The sequence below is a fragment of the Paenibacillus peoriae KCTC 3763 genome (assembly GCF_000236805.1).
GTDB classification, from domain to species: domain Bacteria; phylum Bacillota; class Bacilli; order Paenibacillales; family Paenibacillaceae; genus Paenibacillus; species Paenibacillus peoriae.
Window position 1 is genome coordinate 149,509 of the sequence record NZ_AGFX01000041.1, and the last position, 21,827, is coordinate 171,335.

General features: G+C 43.6%; 21 protein-coding genes and 1 tRNA gene. 4 read left to right on the plus strand and 18 right to left on the minus strand.

Translation table 11 applies throughout. From position 1 onward, the window contains the following. Positions 1-3: 3 nt before the first annotated feature. The 3 genes from KQI_RS29685 to KQI_RS27215 form a co-directional block, all read right to left on the minus strand. Entirely contained in the window at positions 4-513 is a 510-nt protein-coding gene (locus KQI_RS29685) for an LLM class flavin-dependent oxidoreductase (protein ID WP_326117063.1), read from the minus strand. After that, entirely contained in the window at positions 514-888 is a 375-nt protein-coding gene (locus KQI_RS0121825) for a DoxX family protein (protein ID WP_010349001.1), read from the minus strand. Positions 889-1,169: 281 nt separating this feature from the next. Continuing rightward, positions 1,170-1,367, minus strand: a complete 198-nt coding sequence (locus KQI_RS27215) for a helix-turn-helix domain-containing protein (RefSeq protein ID WP_010349002.1) — start codon at positions 1,365-1,367, stop codon at positions 1,170-1,172. 139 nt (positions 1,368-1,506) lie between these two features. On the opposite strand from KQI_RS27215, the gene KQI_RS29560 reads away from it, so the two are divergent. Further along, the gene (locus tag KQI_RS29560; protein ID WP_029390283.1) at positions 1,507-1,848 is read left to right on the plus strand and encodes a site-specific integrase; all 342 of its coding nucleotides are present in this window, start codon (positions 1,507-1,509) and stop codon (positions 1,846-1,848) included. Then, a complete protein-coding gene (locus tag KQI_RS29860; RefSeq protein ID WP_411830864.1) occupies positions 1,796-2,113 on the plus strand; it encodes a tyrosine-type recombinase/integrase in 318 nt (105 codons plus the stop codon). Before KQI_RS29560 ends, KQI_RS29860 begins: the two co-directional genes overlap by 53 nt. Positions 2,114-2,158: 45 nt before the next feature. Here KQI_RS29860 and KQI_RS0121845 read toward each other — a convergent pair. From KQI_RS0121845 to KQI_RS0121880, 7 genes are all read right to left on the minus strand, one after another. Next, a tRNA-Leu gene (locus KQI_RS0121845) sits at positions 2,159-2,243 on the minus strand. 200 nt (positions 2,244-2,443) lie between these two features. Then, positions 2,444-2,968, minus strand: coding sequence for a GNAT family N-acetyltransferase (locus tag KQI_RS0121850; RefSeq protein WP_010349003.1), 525 nt, complete (start codon positions 2,966-2,968; stop codon positions 2,444-2,446). Positions 2,969-2,999: 31 nt separating this feature from the next. Continuing rightward, entirely contained in the window at positions 3,000-3,515 is a 516-nt protein-coding gene (locus KQI_RS0121855; RefSeq protein WP_010349004.1) for a hypothetical protein, read from the minus strand. A 250-nt stretch (positions 3,516-3,765) separates the two neighbouring features. Further along, positions 3,766-4,905, minus strand: a complete 1,140-nt coding sequence (gene nspC / locus KQI_RS0121860) for a carboxynorspermidine decarboxylase (protein WP_010349005.1) — start codon at positions 4,903-4,905, stop codon at positions 3,766-3,768. A gap of 8 nt (positions 4,906-4,913) precedes the next feature. Beyond that, positions 4,914-6,113 (minus strand): saccharopine dehydrogenase family protein, encoded by a 1,200-nt coding sequence (locus KQI_RS0121865; RefSeq protein ID WP_007429757.1) that lies wholly within the window; start codon positions 6,111-6,113, stop codon positions 4,914-4,916. A gap of 325 nt (positions 6,114-6,438) precedes the next feature. After that, the gene (gene htpG, locus KQI_RS0121875) at positions 6,439-8,319 is read right to left on the minus strand and encodes a molecular chaperone HtpG (protein WP_010349006.1); all 1,881 of its coding nucleotides are present in this window, start codon (positions 8,317-8,319) and stop codon (positions 6,439-6,441) included. 180 nt (positions 8,320-8,499) lie between these two features. Then, positions 8,500-9,123 carry an SMI1/KNR4 family protein gene (locus KQI_RS0121880; protein WP_010349007.1) on the minus strand — a complete coding sequence of 208 codons (624 nt, stop codon included), beginning with the start codon at positions 9,121-9,123 and terminating at the stop codon, positions 8,500-8,502. A gap of 218 nt (positions 9,124-9,341) precedes the next feature. Here KQI_RS0121880 and KQI_RS0121885 point away from each other — a divergent pair, with 218 nt between their 5' ends. After that, a complete protein-coding gene (locus tag KQI_RS0121885; RefSeq protein WP_010349008.1) occupies positions 9,342-10,472 on the plus strand; it encodes a phosphodiester glycosidase family protein in 1,131 nt (376 codons plus the stop codon). Positions 10,473-10,818: 346 nt separating this feature from the next. Here the strand turns inward: KQI_RS0121885 and KQI_RS29050 are convergent, their stop codons facing one another. After that, positions 10,819-10,917, minus strand: a complete 99-nt coding sequence (locus KQI_RS29050) for a hypothetical protein (protein ID WP_010349011.1) — start codon at positions 10,915-10,917, stop codon at positions 10,819-10,821. Between the two features lie 552 nt (positions 10,918-11,469). On the opposite strand from KQI_RS29050, the gene KQI_RS0121900 reads away from it, so the two are divergent. Then, entirely contained in the window at positions 11,470-11,814 is a 345-nt protein-coding gene (locus KQI_RS0121900; protein ID WP_010349012.1) for a helix-turn-helix domain-containing protein, read from the plus strand. A gap of 187 nt (positions 11,815-12,001) precedes the next feature. Here KQI_RS0121900 and tkt read toward each other — a convergent pair whose 3' ends face one another. The 7 genes from tkt to KQI_RS0121935 form a co-directional block, all read right to left on the minus strand. Next, complete coding sequence (tkt, locus tag KQI_RS0121905; RefSeq protein ID WP_010349013.1) at positions 12,002-14,014, minus strand: transketolase; 2,013 nt, start codon at positions 14,012-14,014, stop codon at positions 12,002-12,004. A gap of 55 nt (positions 14,015-14,069) precedes the next feature. Then, positions 14,070-15,428, minus strand: coding sequence for a PTS ascorbate transporter subunit IIC (locus tag KQI_RS0121910; protein WP_010349014.1), 1,359 nt, complete (start codon positions 15,426-15,428; stop codon positions 14,070-14,072). A gap of 15 nt (positions 15,429-15,443) precedes the next feature. After that, positions 15,444-15,725 (minus strand): PTS sugar transporter subunit IIB, encoded by a 282-nt coding sequence (locus tag KQI_RS0121915; protein ID WP_010349015.1) that lies wholly within the window; start codon positions 15,723-15,725, stop codon positions 15,444-15,446. Beyond that, entirely contained in the window at positions 15,722-17,767 is a 2,046-nt protein-coding gene (locus tag KQI_RS0121920; protein ID WP_010349016.1) for a BglG family transcription antiterminator, read from the minus strand. The genes KQI_RS0121915 and KQI_RS0121920 overlap by 4 nt, the downstream gene beginning before the upstream one ends. Before the next feature lie 414 nt (positions 17,768-18,181). Next, a complete protein-coding gene (locus KQI_RS0121925) occupies positions 18,182-19,318 on the minus strand; it encodes a 5-methyltetrahydropteroyltriglutamate--homocysteine S-methyltransferase (protein WP_010349017.1) in 1,137 nt (378 codons plus the stop codon). Between the two features lie 123 nt (positions 19,319-19,441). Continuing rightward, on the minus strand, positions 19,442-20,344 hold the full coding sequence (locus KQI_RS0121930) for a LysR family transcriptional regulator (protein ID WP_010349018.1): 903 nt from the start codon (positions 20,342-20,344) through the stop codon (positions 19,442-19,444). A 48-nt stretch (positions 20,345-20,392) separates the two neighbouring features. Then, positions 20,393-21,802: a glycoside hydrolase family 1 protein gene (locus KQI_RS0121935; RefSeq protein ID WP_010349019.1), complete on the minus strand. Its 1,410-nt coding sequence runs from the start codon at positions 21,800-21,802 to the stop codon at positions 20,393-20,395. Positions 21,803-21,827 lie beyond the last annotated feature (25 nt).

Consider the following 21,827-nt stretch of genomic DNA (forward strand, 5'->3'; position numbering starts at 1 on the left):
GGCCTAGGCAATATCCGCATCTATTAGCTCTGGTCTGAATTGACCCTTCCAGGAAACTTGCTCTTGCTCGTTTAACTTCAGCAATAAACCAAGTTTATTTTCAAACAATTCATCATAATTTCTTAAATCCGCTCCAAAGAGCTCGAATGATTCCAAGAAAGCTCCGCGACCCGCAATAAGTTCCGTACGTCCGCCTGATATTAAGTCCAGCGTTGCAAAATCCTCAAATACTCTTACCGGGTCAGCCGTACTAATAACGGACAAAGTACTCGTTAGGCGAATGTTCTTTGTCGCTTGAGCAATGGCGGTCAGAATTATGGCATAGGATGAAGTGACAAAATCCAAACGATGATGTTCCCCAACTCCAAAGAGGTCAAGACTGGCTTCATCAGCCAGCTTTGCAGCGGCAATAATATCATCAATCCGGCTTTTTGCACTTATAGTCTGTCCCGATGGTGCAGGGATTCTTTCACCTAACGAATAGATCCCAAATTCAAATTCCTGATCCTTCATTTAATTAAATCCCGGAAAATCCGCAAGATCGGATGCGTTTATTGCAAATAAAACAATTCCGATAATCGCAAGTAAAAGAATCATAAATGTTTGCTTGAAGGAATCCTTAACTCGGATATGCGTGATAATACCGCCGATACCTGTAATACCAAGTATTAATGCTCCCAAGGCTACCCAACTGGATTCCCAATAGCCAACGATTAATGCGGCCGCACCAACAAGTTCAACAATACCTGTTACGACTCGGAAACATTGCGGTAATCCCCAATGCTTAAATCCATCAACATGCATCTTGGAACCTGAAATTTTTCCTAATCCTGCCATTAAGAACATGAGCGCTAATAAGCTTTGCATAATAACCAATAAAATTGTCATCTAAACCTCTCCTAATTAATTGGAAATGATCGGAATTTTCTTGATATAAAAATATTCCTTTACCAAGCGATAAATAAACTTTCCTATCACTGAACGAAATTTCATAATCATTCTTCTTATACTATGCGTTTAGATAATTCGGACTACAGTCCAATCCAGAGAGGAATCTTTAAAGTGATATTTATTGAGACTCTTTTCTTTTTTTTGTGCTTTAAATAAGCACAATTTATTCTAATAAAAAGTTGCATATGATTCTGCAACTTAATGTTAGCCATCGAGTTTCATTGTTCTTTAAAGAATTGGACTCGATCCATCAATTGGGCAATCGTGTAACCTCGCAAATATTCAATTGTCTTTAACTCGGCTTCTTGGAGAATCTTTTCAAGTTCAACATCTAATTGTTCTCCGGCTACTCCACAATCCACATCAATTGCTGCTTCATTGGGAACAATACTTATAGCTTCATATATATCGCCCAATGTAACCTCGTTTTTTTCAAAAAGATTTCTTTTGCCGTGTACTACTCGTCCTTAAATCAAACAATTAAACCTTGGAATAGTCTACGGTAATCGTAGTTGATTTATCGGGGGCTACTACACAAGTGATGAACTAAACGATTTGTTCGAATTCGTGAAAGGCGATCCAGTTGAGTTAGCTGTTATTCTGGCAGCTTTTTACGGACTGCGACGAAGCCAAATTGTCGGACTAAAATGGGACGCAATCAACTTTCAGAATCAGACGATTACCATAAAGCACACGGTTATCCCAGTTTCGTATCAAGGCAAACAAATCATTGTGGCGAAAGACCGGGCCAAAAACAAATCGAGTTATCGCACCTTACCACTCGTTCCCGTCTTCCTGGAACTGCTTTTGCGGCTACTGGAAGGAGCAACAAGCGAATCAGGCTTTGTACAAAGACTCTTACAGCAACCAATATCAGGACTACATTTATATCAATAAGCTAGGAGAGCGAATTAAGCCGGGTTATATTACTCAACATTTTCCACTAGTCCTGAAAAAGCATAATTTACGGCGGATTCGATTTCACGATCTACGGCACAGTTGTGCCAGCTTACTGCTTGCTAACGGTGTCAGCTTAAAGGAAATTCAGGCATGGTTGGGGCATAGCCATTATTCCACGACCGCCAATATTTATGTTCATCTTGAATACAGCTCAAGTGATGAGCAATACCTTGCAAATTCCGAGTATGCAAAAAGCTCCTGAATCTCCGCGAGAGGAAACTCAAGAGCTCGTTCATTGTTAAATTGATGCGGTCGAGAGGACTCGAACCTCCACGGGGGGTTAGCCCACACGGACCTGAACCGTGCGCGTCTGCCAATTCCGCCACGACCGCATATTAATATTAATGATGATGTCTTCAATCACCGTAATTAAGATTATATCTCTCATAGATCATAAAATCAAGTTGTTTTTATTCCACGGACGGTCTTTTTTATTTTTCAGCAACTTACTTAAGTAAGTTGCTACTAGATTGGGTCAAGAAGCAGCATGATGAAATTCAATTAAAGGTATACCAATCGAACACGAAAGCATTTAACTTTTATACCAAAAATGGTTCAGCCCGTAAACCTCGGTATATAGAATCTGTTTAAACGGAGCAAACGCCTGTTCAGACAATGCACCTGGATAGCTCATAATTTGAAGCGACAGATCAGCCTGTCCTTCTCTTAATGGGGGCTGCACATACTCAAAATGGTTCAGATGGAATCCCAAGCGTTCATAAAAACCGATTCTTCTTCGAGTCCATTCATCCACTGGCGGCTCAACCTCCAGCACTATCGGCTTATTAGACTCTGTGATAAAGCTGCTCATGAGCTTTTTACCTAACCCGCCGCCACGTATGCCCGGATCTACCGCAATATGCTCTACAAACCGAAAATGTGTAAATTCCCAGCTTGCCAAAAAAGCGATCGTTTTGCCTTGCTCATTCTTTTCAGTAATGATGCGATAGCTAGGATGCTTCAATAAAGCCTTTTGAGACTCAAATGACCTGCATTCTGATTCCGGAAAAGAAGCCTCCATGACCGCATATATTTCAGAGAAATCGTGTTCATTCATTGTATTATCTATAGGCTCCTTTCCCCTAACTTCAGACCTTGCTCAATTCCATAAGCGTCAGCAAAATATGTTCCAACAGCTCTGGAATATCCTCCATCTGTTCTTCGTTTATTTGCCTGGAAAAACGCAGTTCAATCCTGTTTTGGTATGTAGGCGCCTTCTCTCCATAAATTAAACTAAGTATTTGGACAGGCCGAAGATCGGGCTTCCAAATTTGGGTCAGTATGTTCTCAATCCGGCTGCATTGCGTCTCAATCTCATGAATCTCCTTATTAAAACGCAGCAACAAGCCACATCCCGGAATTTGATCTTCAATTTCTAAAATCTCTGCTGCCAAATTGCTTAAATCTGCTTTTAAGCGAATTTCTGCTGTCACACCCGGGTGTCCCTTCAGTCTGAACTGCACGCCAAATTCACGCGACATTACGGACATTTCCAATCTATCGATTCGCTGCGTAATTTCAATACGTGAATCCAGATTATCCAGATCGTAAACCGCATTTTCTATAGCCACTTTTAAATTATCAAAAACCGTCGGGTCGAACATATATTTCACCTCCACCTATCGTTTCATTACGTTCATCAAGTCCAACTTTAAATATATTCCCAATTAAACAAGTATATCATACGTTATATGTCTTCATAAAATTCAACCCATAAAGATAGTTTTGAATAAGGTATCCTGATTCGTGGTTGGAACTAACCCTATTATAAAAACCTGGCCCCCTTTTTAAGGGGCCAGGCTCTTTTTTAGATCATGCAATTGGTACACTCAGTTGTTTCACACTGTCTATGCCTTACGACAAACGAGAGCTAAAGTCCTCGTAGGAGAACTGTCGGATCACCTTAATGCCCTCTTCGTCGTTGTAGCTGGCGATGGCTGGCAGGTTGACTCCGTTAAACATGTGGTTTTTGACCATCGTGTAATGGGCCATGTCGCAGAATACGAGCTTGTCTCCAGGCTTTAATGGCTCTTTGAATGAGTAGTCTCCAATCACATCTCCAGCCAGGCAGGTAAGGCCACCGAGTCTGTAAGTGTGTTCATACTCACCAGGCTTTCCTGCATCAATGATATTCGGGCGGTATGGCATAGCCAGCACATCAGGCATATGACATTCTGCCGAAGTATCCAGAATGGCAATATCCATTCCGTTTTTCATCGTATCCAGCACGGTAGCAACCAGATAGCCTGTATTCAAAGCAATGGCTTCGCCTGGCTCCAGATAAACCTGCACACCGTATTTGTCCTGAAAATATTGAATACAGCGTACCAGCGTGTCCAGATCATAGTCTTCTCGGGTAATATGATGACCGCCGCCGAAATTAAGCCATTTCATTTGCTTAATGTATGGTCCAAATTTCTCATCCACAACTTTAATAGTGCGCTCCAGCGTATCTGAATTCTGTTCACACATCGTGTGAAAATGAATACCGTCTACGCCTTCCAGCTCCTCAGGTTTAAAGTTAGCCAGGGTCACACCCATTCTGGAGTTGTTGTAGCAAGGATCATACAACGGAGTTTCGATTTCCGAATACTCCGGATTCACCCGAATTCCGATGTCTATTTTCTTGGAGGTTACGCCTTGCACTCTGGCTTTGAAGCGTTTCAGTTGGTCAAAGGAGTTGAAAACGATATGGTCCACATACTCCAGTAGCTCATCAAATTCACTATCCACATAAGCAGGTGCGTATACGTGAACCTCCTTGTTCATTTTTTCGCGACCAAGTCTTGCCTCAAACAACGAACTGGAGGTTACGCCTTTTAAATATTTGCCAACCAGAGGAAAGGTCGAAAACATCGAAAATCCCTTAAGAGCGAGCAGAATACTGCAGCCTGTGCGCTCTTGAACGGAATTTAAAACCTCAAGGTTTTTGACAAGAAGTCTTTCGTCAACAAGATAACAAGGTGATGGAAGTCCAGTAATATCAATATTCATCGCAGACCTCAATCAAGCAACGTTGGCGTAAAGTTCTCTTGCCATGGCAATCCGTGTTTATTCAGTGCTTCCATGAATGGATCTGGATCAAATTCCTCAACGTTGTAAACGCCTGGTTTTTTCCAAATGCCTTTAATTATAAGCATAGCGCCGATCATGGCCGGAACACCTGTTGTATAGGAAATGGCTTGGGAGCCAACCTCTGCATAGCATTCCTCGTGATCACAAACATTGTAAACATAATATGTTTTTGGCTTTCCATCTTTTACACCCTGGATAATACAGCCAATGTTTGTTTTACCTTTCGTTCTTGGTCCCAGAGAAGCCGGGTCCGGCAAAATGGCTTTCAGGAATTGCAGTGGAATGATTTGTTGTCCTTCATACTCAATAGGCTCTATAGAAGTCATGCCTACGTTTTGAAGTACGTTCAAATGATTCAGATAATTGTCCGAGAACGTCATCCAGAAACGGATTTTTTTCACGCCTTTAATGTTCACTGCAAGAGATTCCAGTTCTTCATGGTACAAAAGATATATGTTTTTCGGTCCAATTTCAGGAAGGTCATATACCTTTTTCTCAGAAAGCGGCTCAGTTTCAATCCACTCTCCATTTTCAAAGTAACGGCCCTTCGCCGTAATTTCGCGAATATTGATTTCCGGATTAAAATTAGTTGCAAAAGGATATCCGTGGTCCCCTGCATTCGCATCCACAATGTCAATCGTGTGAATTTCATCAAAATAGTGTTTTTGAGCATAAGCTGTAAATACTCCAGTCACACCTGGATCAAAACCGCTGCCCAGCAGAGCTGTAATTCCCGCTTTTTCGAATCTTTCTTTGTAGGCCCATTGCCAGCTGTATTCAAACTTCGGCGTATCCGGCGGTTCATAGTTCGCCGTATCAACGTAATGAACACCTGTCTCAAGGCAGGCATCCATGATCGTCAAATCCTGATAAGGGAGAGCCACATTGATAACTACATCCGGTTGAAAGCTTCGAATCAAGTCAATGACCATGTCGGTGTTGTCAGCATCAAGCTGAGCCGTTTGTATCCTAGTACGACCTCCACCCAGCTTCTCTTTAAGCGCATCGCATTTCTCAACAGTTCTGCTTGCGATACAAATTTCTTCAAATACATCTGGGTTTTGGCAACACTTATGCACCACAACGCTGGCCACGCCACCGGCGCCAATAATCAATGCTTTTCCCAAAATAAATAACCTCCTTATTCCATACGCTAATCGCTAATCATTCTTGCAAACAAAATGATTATAAAGACATCCCACCAAATAATCAAGAAAAACGATAATTTGCTGTGTCAAAATTCACATCAGCATGTCACAAAAATTTTACAAACCCCAAAATCAGGAATAATAAGCTCGTCGCGAGTTACATTCTGGAACTCCAGGTTGTCCCAATCCTGACTCATGTAAATGACCTCCTTTGTACTGAACGTGGCGAACAGTGTTTTAGTCTTTTCATCATGAATAAAGCCGTCCCCGGTGCGGGAACGGCTTTGTGCAGAATAAAAATGTGTTAAACCATGATTTTGCAAATATCGTTCGTAAATTCAACCGGATCTTGCAGTGGCAAGCCTTCGATCAGCAAAGCTTGATTATACAGCAAAGCCGTATAGAGGTTGACCTTCTCCTTGTCCTCGGCAAAAGCCTCTTTCAAAGAGTTAAACACCGCATGGTTTACGTTGATTTCCAGCACTTTATTTGCTTTGACATCGGCGTTATTCGGCATGGCGTTCAGGATTTTTTCCATCTCAATCGTCACTTCGCCGTCTGCGGACAGACATACCGGATGCGTCTTCAAGCGCTTGGAGGCTTTGACACTGGATACCTTGCCCTCCAGCAAGCCCTGCATGTACTCGAACAGCTCTTTATTGTCGTTTTGCTCCGCTTCTGTTACTTTCTCATTTTCTTCAGTCTCAATGCCCAAATCGCCACTCGAGACGGATTTGAATTCTTTCTCTTTGTAGCTTAAGAGCATTTTAATCGCGAACTCATCAATGTCGTCGGTGAAGTACAAAATTTCGTAGCCTTTGTCGGCTACCATTTCGGTCTGCGGCAGCTTTTCAATACGCTCGTTGGATTCTCCAGAAGCATAATAAATATACTTCTGATCCTCAGGCATACGAGATACATATTCATCCAGTGTAACCTGCTTCTTCTCTGTAGAAGAGTAGAACATGAGCAGGTCCTGAAGTGTCTCTTTATGGCGGCCATAATCGTTGTAGACACCAAATTTCAATTGTCTGCCAAATGATTTATAGAATTGATCATATTTTTCCCGGTCATTTTTGAGCAGGGTCAGTAGTTGGCCTTTAATTTTGTTTTCGATATTTTTGGCAATCAGCTTCAGTTGGCGATCATGCTGCAACATTTCTCTGGAAATGTTGAGCGACAGGCTTTCGGAGTCGACCATACCTTTAACAAAGCTAAAATAATCCGGCAGCAGATCGGGGGATTTTTCCATGATCAGCACGCCGTTGGCATACAGCTCCAGCCCTTTTTCATATTCCTTGGAGTAGAAATCAAACGGAATATTTTCGGGAATAAACAGAATAGCCTGGTACACCACCGCGCCGTCCGCACTAACATGGATATGCTGAAGCGGCTTGTCATAGCCATAGCGTTTTTCCGCGTAGAAATTTTGATAATCCTCGTCGGCCAGCTCGCTTTTGTTCTTTCTCCAGATGGGAACCATGCTGTTAATACGCTGCTCTTCTTCATAATCCTCGAACTCATTTTCACTGCCTTCTTTCGGGCGTTTGCCTGTAACATCCATTTTGATCGGATAGCGGATAAAGTCGGAGTATTTCTTAATCAGTGCCTTCAAACGATACTCGTCCAAATATTCGTCGTAGGACTCATCCTCGGTGTTGGCTTTGATTTTCAGAACAATCTCGGTTCCGACCTCATCCTTCTCGGCCTGCTCAATGGTATACCCGTCAGCACCTGTGGATTCCCACTTATAGGCGGTATCGCTGCCCAGGGCCTTTGTGGTCACTGTAACAACATCCGCCACCATGAAGGCCGAATAAAAGCCAACACCAAACTGACCGATGATATCATGTCCATCCTTGGATTCATTTTCATTTTTGAAAGCCAGCGAGCCGCTTTTAGCAATAACGCCCAGATTGTTTTCCAGTTCTTCCTGGGTCATACCAATCCCGGTATCACGCAGAGTTAGCGTTCTATTTTCCTTATCGGCAGTTACTTTGATATAGTAATTTTCCTTGTCAAAGACCAGTTGATCATCTGTCAGTGCTTTGTAATAAATTTTGTCAATCGCATCACTTGCATTGGAGATCAGCTCTCTTAGGAAAATTTCCTTTTGCGTATAAATCGAGTTAATCATCATTTCGAGCAGACGCTTGGACTCAGCTTGAAACTGTTTTTTCTCCATTCTGATATCTCCTTTCAGATATGAGCCTATGTAGGGCCAGCGTGTATGAGCTATGCAAACGATTCAAATTTGTTAGCACTCCCATCATTTGAGTGCCAGCCTACCTTTTTTATAACATTCCTTATTTTTTATGTCAATATCATAGATGGGTATACAGTAAAATTCCATTCCAGGGAACTGTTAGTATCTGATTTGTTTAAACATGACGTTAAACATTTCAACAGAAGAGGGGAACAGTCCTTGCACATGAGGAAGCAGGTTTCTTCTGATCCGCAGTTCGTCCTCGTCCAAATGCTGCAAGTCCTCATGATAGAACCAAACAATAGGATAATCGCCGTCCTTATGTCTGCTGCCAGCATTTAAACAAACGGGACCCTGATCGTCCTCTGCAATCGCAAATGGAATATAGCCTGCTGACAGCAGCGGTGACCATTGATTGATCAAATCATAAAATGCCTTTAGGCCTTGGCCCACAGGCAGACGTGGAAACTCTACAAAGGTACAGTCGCTCCAATATACCCCCGGAATGGCTTCGTTATCGAATTGTAAAGATACGTAATGGTAGGACATGATGAAGCTTCGCAGCAGGGGAGGAAGCTCAAAATGGTAGGTTTGCTCAAGCTCCCGAACCTCCTCTTCTGTAATCTGCGAAGGAAGGGGCTTCCACTTGATCCACCCTTCCTTGTCAACGACCCCGTCACGCATTTCGAAGGGGACATTTTCTACCACCTCCATAAAAAGTGCTTCATCCATCTGTGCAAATAGCTCCTGCATGGATGCGCGCATACCCGCTTTATTGTCCATGTCCTTGCACCCCTTTCCTCTCAATTGGCATGATGACGTGCTACCATGTGTTTTTAAGTTCAGCTTATCAGAATTTGCTATTTTCATCATTAGCGGAATATTAGTATTACCAGTGCAATGGCTCATCCAATAAAACATACATTTGCAACTCATAAAACCCGATAAAAGTTCAAGCACCTTGTAAAGAGTCAAAACTACATAAGGAGATTGATCTATCCATGAAAAGAATCACCGCACTTGTTATCCTGTCCTTGCTAATCCTTGTAACCCCGACCTACGCTGCTGCACCAGCGCCTATGCTGGTCTATGTGGATCAAAGTAACTATTCCTTTATCCCCCTTCGCCTCCTGAACAGCTATGAAGGGATTACGCTCAATATGACACCAGCGGACAAAAAGATAGAGATTGCGCAAGGCAATACCCGGCTTACATTATTTACGGGACAAGCTACTGCCAAAGTGAATGAGCAGACGGTCCGTATGCAAAATGCTCCTTTTAGCGATAACGGTTCTACCTATGTCCCTCTCCAGTTCATCAGCCAGTATTTAAACCTGCAGGTCTCATGGCAAAAGGAAGCTTCAGCTGTACGCATTAAACAGGGCACAACGTCCGTCACGCTGCCGGTGCTCACTGGCAAGCTGCCTGGCAGCACCTCACCGATCGTGACGGCTCACAAAAGCTTTAAGGTCGGATCACGCACCTTTTCCGCCAAGGTGGTCACCATCTCCATGCTCCATCCCAAGGTGAGTCTGGATGTGGCGCTGGCAGGCAATACTATCGGCAAAGTAGAAGATTTAAGCAGTCTCGCCAAACACAATCAAGCGATTGTAGCCATCAATGGTACATTCTTTGACGCCTACACCAAAAGCTCCTACAAAACGCCTTACGGCTACCTGGTCAGCCACGGAAAAATGTTAATGAAAAGCTCTGGCGACCAGCGAACGGTCTTCTCCTATGATGCTAATCATTTAGCTGAGCTGGTTTCGGGTTCTGCTTTTGAGCAGCGGTTGAGCCTGAGCAACGTTGAAGGTGCCCTTCAAGCCGGGCCTCGTCTGGTGACGAATGGACAGGTGTCCCTCAATGTCAAAGCCGAAGGCTTCAAGGACCCCAAAATATTAACAGGCGGCGGAGCCAGAAGCGCACTCGGAATTACCCGGGATCATAAGCTGATCCTCCTGACCACAGGCGGAGCCACCATTCCACAGCTCGCCCAAATGATGAAGCAAGCAGGTGCTTATCAGGCCATGAATCTGGACGGCGGTGCTTCCAGCGGGCTGTACTACAACGGCTCATACCTTACCACACCCGGACGTCAAATCAGCAATGCCATTATTGTAAAGTATCAATAGACGATATAAGGGCTGTCTCTACCGAAGCATAAGTTGTGGAGGATGCTTAAGCGCCTCTATATCCAATAAGCACAGAGTTGCCATGTCTGTCGTAAATTGAAATGGACTCCTTGCTGCGTTCATTCTGTATCCTCCTGCTTTGGACAATTAATTACCATTTTTTCATTGATGTCGCCATCCCTATATACCAAATCATTAAGGGAAATTCTCCCTATATGTAAAGTATAGCAATGCTTGCTAGAGCAGACAACATGCCTAGGCTACCATCTATTCTGCACCAACAAGGCCTTCCCTCACTGTAGTGAAAGAAGGCCTTGTTGTGGATGTAACCGAACCCAATCTGCTACTAGATCAGAAAAGTTTTTGTGATAATCACCAGCAAAATGAACAAGACCAGAATCGCAGCTGTGGATGTCCATGCTCCACCATAACCCATTTCACCCATGTCTGAATCCCTCCTTGCTTAAGGCATACCTTATCATATGAAGAAAAGCGGCTTACGATAGGGCAGATTGGAAAGTTTATTAAGAATAGTAAGAACGCTTAGAAAATGGGCTGGTAGGCTTCGGAGTGTATGTAATAAATGCAGTAGGTCAGTCATGGACAGGAATCTTGGAGGGAAAGAGCTGTTGTTCTCTTTCATATATAGAGCTTTCAGCATAGAGGTCAAAGCCCAGTCACACAGGATAATGCAGCATTGATGCTGGTTATGTTCTTGCAGGATTCGGGCTAGTTTCATGTGGTATTGGGACAGGCTGTGAAAATCCGTTATGGAATTATGTAGGTGTTCTGTGGATCTGGATGGCTGGGCGCGGCTTTGGTTAAGGGTAGAAGGATTTCTTGTCATATCTATTCCTCCAGAGAATTTCAATATTAGTCTCATTATACTCTAATACAATACCTATAAATATAATTTATACTAAATATACGATTTATAGTCTCATGTTTACTCAAGAAAAACTTGTCTACACTTTTTAATATGAAGGGGTGTAGATAAATGCAGGACAAAGAAGTGTTAAAGCTGGTTGGGGCTAGAATAAGAGTTTTACGCAAAGAAAAAGGCCTCTCGCAAGAAGCTCTTGGGGAAAAAGGCGGATTTCATTTTACATACATTGGACAGATCGAACGAGGAGAAAAGAATGTTTCTTTGATCAATGTAGCTAAGATCGCAAAAGCCCTAGACGTAGACTTGATTCAGCTATTTGCTTATGTAAATGAGGATATTAAAGTTACAGAGCATGAAACAGAGCTAAATGAACTAATGACATTGCTTAGAAAAGCAAATCCTCAAAAAATTAAGCTAGCGAAAAATATTATTAAAGAGATTTTAAACAATGAGTAATGACACGAATGCTACATTATTTAAAATGTCCTTCATTTTTCTTTTATTTGTTTAGAAAATATGTGATTCAGTTACATCGTTAGAAACATATCAAAAAAGCCGCTCATCAGATTGATCTAATGAACGACTTTTTTTGTGTAACTGCTTTGTAGCGTGTTTGCGCCTTTTCAGTGTTTCTAATTTCTTATCATTTCCTTAATTCAGCAAGTACCTCTTTCGCTAAAGCAACGATATTGGCTGCGTTAAAGCCAAAGGCCTCTACAACTTCGGCTCCTTTACCAGATGCGCCAAAACGATCAATGGCTAACATCTTACCGTCCAGACCGATATAGCGTTCCCAGCCAAAGCTTGCCCCCATTTCAATGCCAACGCGGGCACGTATTGCTTTGGGCAAGACTCTTTCTCTGTAAGCTTCGTCCTGCTGATCAAAAGCAGATGTGTTCGGCAAGCTTACGACAGATGCTGAAATGCCTGCGCTTTCCAAGATACTCTGTGCTTCGATAGCCAGCTTCACCTCTGAACCACTTGCGATTAACAGCAAATCTGGTACTTCTTTGGAAGCAGGCGCTAAAATATATCCGCCTTTTTTCACACCTTCCAATGCCTTTTCAGAACTGCCTGCAAGGACCGGCAAAGCCTGACGTGTAAGGACAAGTGCTGTCGGTGTTGAAACTGATGAGATCGCCATATGCCAGGCAGCGATCACTTCATTTCCGTCTGCGGGACGGATTACATTTAAATTCGGCATCGCACGCAATCCTGCCAGTTGCTCGATCGGCTCATGGGTAGGTCCGTCTTCTCCTACGATAATGGAGTCATGGGTTAGGACGTAAATCACCGGGAGTTGCTGAATGGCCGCCAAGCGTATAGCTGCTTTTAAATAATCGGAAAATACAAAGAAAGTCCCTCCATAAATCTTTAACCCACCGTGCAGCGCTATGCCATTCATTTCAGCTGCCATCGCAAACTCACGTACACCAAACCAAATGTTGCGTGCAGCAGGAGCTGATTTAGAAAAACGTTCATCTCCTGCAATTAATGTCTTATTGGAGCTCGCTAAGTCAGCCGAACCGCCAAATAAATAAGGGACCTGCTGTGCAATCAAGTTCAAGATGTCACTGCTGGTATCTCGGCCTGCTTTACTTGAGCTTGCTTCGTAATCAGCCAGTGGTTTTTCCCAATCTACGGGCAGTGTATTGGTAAAACTGTCATGAAACTGTTTAGCCAGTTCTGGATAACTTTCCGTATATTTCACCATTAGGGCCTGCCATTCAGCCTCGGCTTTGGCACCACGAGCTGCTACTTTTTCACGAAAAAGAGTATAGACTTCCTCTGATATGGTAAAAGCCGGTAGTTCCCATTGATAGCTCAATTTTGCCGCAGCCGTTCCTGCTTCTCCCAGAGGTGAACCATGAACTTTATGCGTACCTGCATGCGGTGAGCCAAACCCGATCACAGTCTTCACTTCAATAATTGTAGGTTGCGTATGATTTTCTCGTGCCAAGTCAATCGCTGCAGTAATCTCGCTAAGATCATTACCGTCTGTAACCAAGATATGTTGCCACCCACTGGACTCAAACCGCTGTTTTATATTTTCTGAGAAAGAGTGACTCAGTTCTCCATCCAGCGATATGTCATTGGAATCGTATAGCATGATTAATTTATCCAATTGCTCATGGCCAGCATGAGAGATCGCTTCATTAGCCACGCCTTCCATTAAATCACCATCTCCGCACAGACAATACGTGTAGTGATCCACAATCGGAAAGGACTCCTTATTATATAAACCTGCTAAATGCCGTTCTGCCAATGCCATGCCAACAGCCATCGCCACCCCTTGTCCCAAGGGTCCCGTCGTTGCTTCTACACCGTCGGTGTGTCCGACTTCTGGATGCCCGGGCGTTCGGGAACCTAGCTGCCGAAATTTCTTCAAATCGTCAATCGTCACATCAAAACCGGATAAGTGAAGCAGACTGTAAAGGAGCATGGACCCATGGCCAGCAGACAGAACGAACCGATCCCGATTTTCCCATCGCGAATTTTTGGGATTTACAAGTAATGCCTGTGACCAAAGAGCATAAGCCATAGGTGCTGCACCTAAAGGTAATCCGGGATGCCCAGAGTTTGCTTTATCAATCGCGTCTAAAGATAATGCTCGGATGGCCATGACGGCTTGAAGGTCTTGCTGATCAAATCTCATAAAGTTTGTCCTCTCTTCCTGATCCTTGTTTTTTTATAGTGTTCATTTGTATTATTTATTGCGCGCTGCTTTTCGGCTTTTTCAGGCTTACCAAAATCATAATGAGTAGCACCAAACCGATCCCGATCATCGTTATCATTTTTCCACCCATCTGGTTTAGCCCGCTCAAGAACAGCCCCACTACACCGAAGTCGGAATCGGAGAAGGTCGCGTTGGCTAACCCGAGATCCCCTAATACAGGTATTAATAGAATCGGCATGAAACTGATGAGCACCCCGTTCACAAATGCGCCTAAAATGGCGCCCCGCACACCGCCCATGGTGTTTCCGAATACTCCTGCTGCCGCTCCTGTGAAGAAGTGTGGGACAACCCCAGGTAAAATAACAATCCCGCCGGATAAAACCAGGATGAGCATGCTGACAATCCCGCCCACAAAACTGGAGAAGAAGCCGATCAATACCGCGTTCGGAGCATAGGTATAAACAATGGGGACATCCAGCGCCGGTTTGGAATTCGGTACAATTTTCGTGGAAATCCCTTTGAATGCCGGTACAATTTCAGCCAAGACTAGACGTACACCCGACAAAATGATAAATACGCCTGCCGAAAACATCCCCGCCTGAAGTAGCGCAAATAAAATATAGTTTTTCCCATTACTCAAGTGACTTTCGACATAAGCCGGACCTGCAAAAATGGCTACAATGATGTAGAAGACCGCCATCGTTAATGCAATACTGACCGTACTGTCCCGCAGAAAGCCAAGTCCTTTCGGGAAATTGATTTCTTCAGTGGATACAATGTCTTTCTTGCCTTTCACTGCCATACCTACCAGCCCGCCAATCGCAAAGCCGACCGCACCAGAATGCCCCAAAGCCACATTGTCATTGCCCGTTAATTTGCGGACAAATGGCTGCACAACGGCTGGAGAAAGCGACATGAAAATACCTACAGTCAGGGCTCCAAAAAGGATAAGGGAGACGGATGTGAAACCACTCACTGATAAAATGATAGCAATCATACATGACATGTATAGCGTAATATGACCTGTTAAAAAAATGTACTTAAATCGTGTAAAACGAGCAATCAGCAGGTTCACAATCATACCAAAAAACATAATCAGTGCGGTGGAGGAACCGTACTTACTCACGGCAATAGCCACAATGGCTTCATTATTGGGAACGATACCGCTTACATGAAACGCTGCTTTAAACATATCGCCAAAAGGTGCAAGAGCTTGCTGCAAAACACCTGCGCCTGCGCTGATGACAAGAAATCCTACAAACGTTTTGGTCGTCCCCTTCAGGATATCCGAGAGATTTTTCCGCTGAGCCAGCAACCCTACCAAAGCAATCAACGCAACTAGCACGGACGGCTCACTTAAAACGTTAATGAGTATATTCAAAGCTTTATTCATATGGGCCAATTCTCCTTACAATAGATTTTTATCTTGTAAGACTGCTGTTAGTTTTGTGCGTAATTCCTCGAGATCGATAATGTTTTCCAGAACGACCACATCACCTAGGCTCGCTCCGCCTTCAGCAATGTCTCTGGCAAGAAAAAACACATCTGCGCTCCCAGGCGTAGCGGAACCCAGATCGGAATGATCTACTTCCACACCATCTACGCCCATCTCATTCAATAGCTGCTTAATATTCATTTCCACCATAAAGCTTGTTCCCAGACCAGAACCGCAAACTGTTAAAATTTTCATTTTTTATCGTCTCCTTTTTTTTGCATCATGGCTATAATTTCGTCCGCTGTTGTAGCTTCTTTCAAACGGTTTAACGAATCGTCGTTGACCAGAAACGAAGTCAATTCCGTCAGCGCCTTTAAGTGCAACTTATTGTCAATCGCCGCCAGGCAAATAAACATATCAATCGCATGCTCCGGCTGATCAAGCAGCAACACCGGTTTTTTCACTCGCAACAGCGACATCCCCAATTTCTGCACACCTTGTTCCGGCCGTGCATGTGGGATAGCAATTCCTTTGCCGACATGAATAAAAGCACCGATTTCCAAAACTCTGTTAATCATTGCCTGTGTATAATCAGGTGTAATATAGTTCTGTTCCTCCAATGGTTTGGCTGCTAGTTGAATCGCTTCCTTCCAATCCAGGGGAGCATCCGTGAATTGAATTTTATCTACAGTTAAAAGCTCGGACAACATAGGGGAATGACTCCTTTCAATTGAACGCATCTGTCGTAAATGATTTGTTAAATCTGTATAAAGTGCTTTTTCGTTTTTAATCGTGGCATGTTTCCGTATGGTAGCCATTAATTCATCTATGGGTACAACAGAGGGAACGGGCAATTCAAAATCAGCAGCAACAGCTTGCTGCAAATAATCTTCTTCTAATGCGGTTAATAATGGGCGAGTCAAGTAAACAGGTTTGGATGATTCCAAATAAATAGTAGAAAAAATCATGTCATAGCTATCTGGAGATATCTGTTTTAATTCCGCAACTGAATGTGATTCCGTAAAATGCACTCCCGGAAATAGCTGACACAATTGCGTCCGTAACATCATGGAGGAACTGATCCCGTTTGGACATACAATTGTAGCCCGGTATACTTTAGGTTCGGGTTCTAATCTGCGGACATGCCCCCCGAACAAAATGGTAAAGTATCCAACCTCTTCATCCGAAATCCACTCCCCTGTAAAATCAGACAATGGCTTCAACGCTTGCTTGACCAGTTTGAACAGGGCACCATGTTCTGCTTTGATAGTGTCAATTAAAGGATTAGATAAAGGCACTTCACACATAATCCTAAAGTAAGCTGGTACCAAATGCTTGTACAAGATCGATTGCAAAACAGGCTTTTCTTTAAAGGGTACTAGGGTCAGTCGTTCTACTTCCCCGATAATTTCGTCAGATACATAACTCAGCTCTTCACTGGGATACATATGGGGCACGCCCTGCGTAGCCGACAATAATTGAATCGTTAGATATACGATCTCCATCTCATTCACTTCATTAAACAAATAAGCGGATAATTTCTTGCCCATCAGATAGAGTGGTTGTTGTTGTATTAACTCTGTTTGCTTAGCGGGCAAAAACAGTGCATTACGCCCATAGCGGAATTGCAGAAACAACAGCTCATATATAAGTTGATCCAACCTGTTGCCCACAAAGACGACCTGATACTCATGAGCCATATCGGTTAATTGCTGCTTAATCGTTGTACTCGCATCTTCATATTTCCAACTATCTATCACCTGCTTGATACCCGGGCGTCCCATCGGTAGCTGCAATAGTGTCCCAATGCATATCGACGCAAATCGACGCTTATGACGCTCTTCTCCCTCCAATTTAAAACCGTCCGTTCGGTTATAATCTAACTTGACACCTTCTCCCTGACAAAGCGCACGTAGCTTTTTGACATCTGCCAAGGCCGTATTCCTGCTTACCTGGAGCAAAGACTGATAATGAACGGTCGAAATCGGCTCCCGCCGGATATACGTGTATAAATAAATTAAATACAGTCGTTCATTCTCTTGAAAAACCAGTTGCTTGCGACTAAGTGATAATTCCTCATTTTTCCAATATCTCTTAACTCGTTCGTCAATCTTAAACCCCATTTCAATCACTTCAATCTTAGGTAAACCCAACTCAACCAGTCCGTCATTTAATTTATTCAGTGTATATTCAAACTGTCGAGGCGATAAATTCAATTGAAGTCTCAACTCCGGAATTGACAACTTCGGATAGTTAACCATCTGAGTTAGCAATTGCAATGACTTGTGGTCAAACATCTTATGAGCCTCCTTGTGCTCATTATAAATGAAAATTATGAGCCATATCATAGCTGTTGAATCCAATCTTTGTTGTGATGTCGGCAGATGTATTGGACTGAAGTTGTCATCTTTTACTTATATGCGTAAGGCAAGCGGCTCCTGTAAAATCAATAGTGTGACCTGTAGGGAGTGAGGTAATAATTCTACAAAATAGGTATGCCCTCTACAGGATAGGCTCAAACGCAAGAAATAAATGGGGATGCTACATCTCCTATTTTCCTCTATGTATAAGGTATTTTATACCATTTTTAATATTAATTATGAAATTCAGCTAAGTCTCACGCCAAAATAAAAACACGCCCCATGTGGCGTGTTTTTTTGATAACGGAATCTTTAGTTTAAAGAACCTATCCAATCAATCCCTCTAAATCCTTACTTCCAAAGCTCGTCCGCAATCTCTTTAATGAAGGCAAGTTTTTTCCACTGCTGCTCTTCCGTCAAAATATTGCCCTCTTCTGTGGAAGCAAAGCCGCATTGCGGGCTGAGGCAGATGTGATTAATATCGACAAATTGAGTTGCTTCCTTGATGCGGTTAATGACTGTCTGCTTGTCTTCCAGCTCTCCTGTTTTGGAAGAAACGAGGCCCAGTACGACCTGCTGGTCTTTCAGATGCTTGAGCGGAGTGAAATCGCCTGCACGGTCGGTATCGAATTCGAGATAGTAGCCGTCGATATTGTCGATACCGAACAGGGTTTCGGCAACAGGCTCATAGCCACCGGAGGACGCCCAGGTGGAATGATAGTTACCACGGCATACATGAGTCGTAACGACCAAGTCAGCCGGGAGATCGTTTACAGTTTCCTGATTCACGCGAGCGAACAGCTTTTTGGTTTCTTCCACATTTTCACCTGCGTGCTGTCTGGCTTCCCAATAGTTTTTATCGCAGAGCATGCCCCATGTGCAATCATCCAGCTGCAAGCTGCGGCAGCCCTCATTATACAACGCTTGGATCACGGATTTGTAAGCTTTGGCGATATCCGTTACCAGCTCATCCAGGTTGCTGTAATAGATGTCCGTCGTTTCTTTATTCTCTCCACGCAACAGCTCAGCCAGAAACTGTGCTGGTGCAGGGATCGTTTGACGTGCAATGGCATCCTCACCTGCTGCTTGTTTCAGGAATTTGAAATCTGCAATAAAAGGGTGACGGGAATGTCCAATTTTACCGGACAGGCGTGCGGTTTCCGCTCTGGTTTCCACGCCTTGAAACTGGTAGCCGTTGGATATCTGTACCTTTTCCACACCGTCCAGGCCCCACATAAAATCAAGATGCCACCAGGAGCGTCTGAATTCGCCGTCTGTCACGGCTTTCAGCCCTACCGATTTTTGTTTTTCTACCAGCTTGATAATTTCGTTGTCCTCAATCTTTCTCAGCTCATCCGCAGAAATTTCGTTATTTTGAAATTGAATTCTGGCGTCTTTAATGGCTTGCGGGCGCAGAAAGCTGCCAACCATATCATGTCTGAAAGGGGTCACTTTACGTTGGGATGCATTGTCAAGGATGCTGCTCATTTGGGTTATCTCCTTTTTGCCTTCGGTATTGAAGTTCTTGAAAGAAAGATAACATACATTTTCAGCTATAAGGTAACTCCAATAAACTATAGCTAGTTATAGCCTAAAGCTATACCCCACCTTTTATTCCCCTATAGCCTCATGCAGCGCTTCTACATAAACGGTAGCCAGCTTGGAGAGCGCAACGTTTTTATGACAAATCCATCCCACATTAATAGACTCATCGCATTCCAAAGGCACGGAAATAATCTCGTTTCCATTCAGATCCGCACTGATGACCCCGGTAGAAATGGTATAGCCGTTCAAGCCAATCAGCAGGTTAAAGAGGGTCGCCCGGTCGTTGACACGGATGCTTTTGGGGTGCGACAATGTGCTGAGAATCTCCTCGGAAAAGTGAAAGGAATTATACTCCCCTTGCTCAAAAGACAAATACGGATAGGGGCGAAGCTGGTCGATGGTTACCACCGATAACCGGGACAACGGGTTTTTACTGCTGATAAAAATATGCGGCTTCGCCGTAAACAGGCTGTTAAATTGCAGGTTCGCATCTTTTAGCAGCTTGTGAATGACCTTGGCATTAAATTCGTTCAGATACAGGATTCCGATCTCACTGCGCAAGCTTTTGACGTCCTGTATGATTTCATGGGTCTTCGTCTCCCGCAAAGCCAGCTCATATTCATCCTGTCCATATTGATTCACCAGGTTAACGAATGCATTTACGGCAAAAGCATAATGCTGTGAGGACACGGCAAAATGCTGTGGTGAAGGCTTGGCATCCAGATAGCGGTTTTCCAGCAGCTCCGCCTGTTCAACAACCTGGCGCGCATATCCGAGGAATTCCACGCCTTCCTTGGACAAAGAAATCCCTTTATTGGTACGCTCAAAAATAGTGATATGAATTTCTTCCTCCAGATCTCGAATCGCGTTCGACAGACTGGGCTGGGAAATGAACAACCGCTTCGCCGCCTCATTCATGGAGCCACGATTGGCAACCTCGATGACATATTTTAATTGTTGTAGGGTCAAGGCTTGATGTCCTCTCGATTTGTGTTTTCTTTATTATATAGTACATAATTAACGAATTTCACCATTCGTGGCAATCAGCTTTTGATACCAATAGAAGCTTTGTTTACGAATACGACGCAAATCTTTGAGATCAAACTCCTCCCGATCAACATAGATAAACCCGTAACGCTTACTGGAGCCTTGATGAGTACTGACAAGATCAATCGCAGACCACGGACAGAAACCAAATACTTCTACGCCATCTGTCATAGCCAATTGAATCTGCTCGATATGTTTCTTGAAAAAGTCAATACGATAAGGATCATTTACTACATCGCCTTCTTCAAGCTTGTCAAAAGCTCCCAAGCCATTCTCTGTCACGATTAAAGGCAAATGGTAGCGAGAATAGATTTGACGTAACGTGGATCTAAAACCGACCGGATCAATTTCCCAGCCAAACTCCGTCGTTTGCAGATTGGGGTTCACGGAACCTCGGTATGCTCCCGGTTCACCCACAATTTCATGCTGATCTCCTGTATGTGAAAAATCATTTCCATCATCTAAACTTTCTCCTACGGTTTGAGAGGTATAGTAATTAAATGCGATAAAGTCCGGGTTCCCCTTCGCTAAAATTTCCATATCTCCTTCCTCAATGACAGGCTCATATCCTTTCTCGATCAAATAGCTCCAGGCAATGTGATTGTAGCGGCCCAATACGGCCATATCCAGGTAGAGCCAGTTTCGAATGGCCGCATAGTTATCCGCCGCCAGTGTATCTTCCGGCTTGGAACTAGCCGGATAAATGACCCCAATATTCGGCGCTGGTCCAATTTTCGCGTTAGGCAGCATGTCATGGCACAATACCATGGCTCTCGCTTGCGCTACCAGCATATGATGATTTTGTTGGTACAGTACCTTCTGCGGATTTCCCAGACTTGTATCTAATGTGCCAATAGCACCGGGATGGAGAATCAGCATATTTTGCTCATTAATGGTTAGCCAATATTTCACCCTGTCTCCAAAGTTCTCAAACAACGTTTTGGCATACTGCTCGAAGGCATCAATAGTCTCCCGGTTCGACCATCCGCCTCGTTCTTCAAGGGCATAGGGAAGATCAAAATGATACATAGTAACAATCGGTTCAATACCATATTTACAGAGTTCGTCTATTAAGGATCTGTAGAATGCAATTCCCTTCTGATTAACTTCACCTGCGCCTTGCGGATAAATACGTGTCCATGCAATCGAGAACCGATACGCCTTAAAGCCCATTTCAGCCATCAAAGCTATGTCTTCTTTGAACATATGGTAATGATCACTTGTTACCTTAAAATCAGTGACCCCTTCCACATGATTAGCCATGTCAATGACCGATGGGCCTTTTCCATCTTCGTTCCATGCGCCCTCCACTTGATAAGCCGAAGTCGAACCTCCCCAGAAAAAGTTTTCGGGAAATGCTTTCAATTGGTAATGTTTCATAATATAGTCCCTCCAGTTATCGTTA